At 41.5% G+C, this 2299-nt stretch carries 2 protein-coding genes and 1 pseudogene; 2 read left to right on the top strand and 1 reads right to left on the bottom strand.

Features of this window, described 5'->3' with window-relative positions:
- A pseudogene (locus IQ242_RS22805) lies at positions 1-105 on the top strand (IS5/IS1182 family transposase); the annotation flags it as partial.
- Between the two features lie 678 nt (positions 106-783).
- Positions 784-1896 (top strand): hypothetical protein, encoded by a 1113-nt coding sequence (locus tag IQ242_RS22800; protein ID WP_193961518.1) that lies wholly within the window; start codon positions 784-786, stop codon positions 1894-1896.
- 208 nt (positions 1897-2104) lie between these two features.
- Here the strand turns inward: IQ242_RS22800 and IQ242_RS22795 are convergent.
- The coding region (locus tag IQ242_RS22795) for a transposase (protein WP_193961517.1) at positions 2105-2299 on the bottom strand (195 nt) is incomplete at its 5' end.

Raw genomic sequence — 2299 nt, 5'->3', positions numbered from 1 at the left:
TCATCAAGATACAGAAATCGCCGACGGCGATTTGGTCTGAGATTGAATTTGATTGCTGGTATCTACAATTACGAACTTCGTTACCGACAAAAATATATATCTTGATTACTTTTGCAAGAGATCTAATATATCCAATCTCCTTCTGAGCGATCGCTCACTCAGTCCGATTTACGCCGTATTCTTCGGGAAGAATTATCAGCCCTCCAATAATGTTGCTTGTGATAGTTAAAAGTTAGGCGATCGCTGTCTGTTTTCAAGAATTGCGATCGCTTTTTTGCTGCCTTCTTTTCATCCCCTAAAACCGCTACAAGTCAGAGGCTAAAAGGGTTTTGATGATTTTAGTCGCCCGATTAGTTCATTGGTTCTACTTTCAGGGATGAGGTAGTCACACCATAAAGTGACCCCTTAAATTTAATATAAATCTAATATAAATCTAATATAAAAGTTAATATTCTGCTCAAAAAAACCTATTAGAAAAGTATTAACTTTAGAGATTGCCATTACCCCAAATAAAACTTATTCTGGTATCAAAGGTGATTAAACAAATCACTTTTAACCCCAAATAATTCAAAATCAAGGAAGGTTGAACAAATGGACATGGAAAAGATAGATTTATCTAAGTGGAATGAGGAAAGGGAACCTGATACCAATTTTCAATAGTCGTGACTAACATCTGAAAGTGCAATTCCTTTCTCCGAGAGGGATTGCGCTTTGAAATGATCAACTAAGTCTGTCATTACTTTTGAAAAATGATATGAGCCAGATCAAGAGCCAACCCCAGAAATGGCTGCGGCAATAGATGAAGGGAAATCATTCGAAGATCAGCAAAAGGCAAAACTAGAAGCCATAGCAGGAACAACTGAAAAAGCCTTGGGTAAAGGAGTTGAAGGAGACATCTTAGCCAAGCATACCGGCGACTATGCTTATTACGTCATTGGCGGGGATGGCGGTACTGAGTTTCAGGATGAGAAGTATGATCAGGGACTTGCTGTGTCTGGGATTGAAGCGTGGGCTGATACGTGGACATTACATGGAATCCGAATTAAGTTTTCTGACAATAGCGTTGTTGTTCGCGGGCAAATGGCAGGTACGTACTGCGGTGGTATAACAATAGATTATGCAGGTGGGGAAACTGTCACTGGGTTGTCCATCTGGGGAAATGGTATAGGAACTCGTTGCGGCGCGTTCAGAATTCAGACATCTAAAGGTCAAGACTTTTTTCCAAAAATGACAAAATGGGGACTAAAAACTGAATACAAGATGAATCCTGGGGGCGGTGTTATTCTTGGTGTTCTTGGTCAAGCGGCTTGGGATATTGATTGTTTAGGGTTCGTAATGCTAGCAAAGGTGGAGAAAAGCCTCTTAACTGAATTAGAGTACGATCTTAATAAGATCTCTTCACCAGACAAGAAGTATGCTTATGATGTTACGATACCAAACCCTTCTAGTACAGATTCCCATCAAGGTGCTATCCAAAAAATAACTCGCATAGAAAAAGCCGGAGAGTGGTTCGTCAAGGGAGGGTTGACATTTGGACAATCATTCAGTGTAAAGGCGGAAGTGCCAGGACTTGTTGAGGCCGAAGCCTCATCCTCATGGCAAGTGAGCGTTGAAACTGGCTATAATCAGCGATGGAGCAATACAGCGGAACAAACTGTGACCATTCCCTTGATTTGTCCAGCATATACCATGACCCGTATCGCGTATTCTTACTTTCAAGGTACAGTTGATGGTTGCCCTTTTTCGGCTACGATGAAGTACTACACCGCCGCTGGCGGGGTATGGAATTGCCGTGTAACTGGATTCTATGATGGTGTGGATACAACTCGTGTTATTGGCAAATCTTACCTTGTCGCCAAATGGAATACAAATACAAACCAGTGGATTCCGGTCTAGAGGAATGAGTTGGCGGCAAGCTGCCGCCAACTAAGCCGAAAATTTCAGGGTTCCCCCGTTCATTCTCAATAAACAGTGCGATGCCGAAGGCACTGGGTAGCAGATCGCCGATCTTGTAGATTGGGTTGAGGCAACAAAACCCGGCTCTTCGGTAATTGTTATGCAAATAATTAACTTAAAATGGCTCTTCGTTACTCTTTATGCTAAATCAACAGACAAGATGCCAAGATAACATACTTCTAACCCAAAAATTCCGAAAGTTTCTAAAGCCATAGGCTCTCCGTTTTATTAGTTTAAGTTTATTGTTGATTCCCTCGACCACCCCATTCGTTGTCCTTCGCTCGAAATAACTAATGATTTCTCCAAACCAGTTTCGGATTGTTTGACAACTCTTGGTAAAAAC

Source organism: Microcystis sp. LEGE 08355 (assembly GCF_015207185.1).
Lineage (GTDB): Bacteria > Cyanobacteriota > Cyanobacteriia > Cyanobacteriales > Microcystaceae > Microcystis > Microcystis panniformis.
This window is presented reverse-complemented; position numbering and strand designations above follow the sequence as displayed.

Excerpts from the sequence above, each read along its gene's own strand:
- IQ242_RS22800 (WP_193961518.1), top strand. The coding sequence starts at position 784 with ATGGCTGCGGCAATAGATGAAGGGAAATCATTCGAAGATCAGCAAAAG.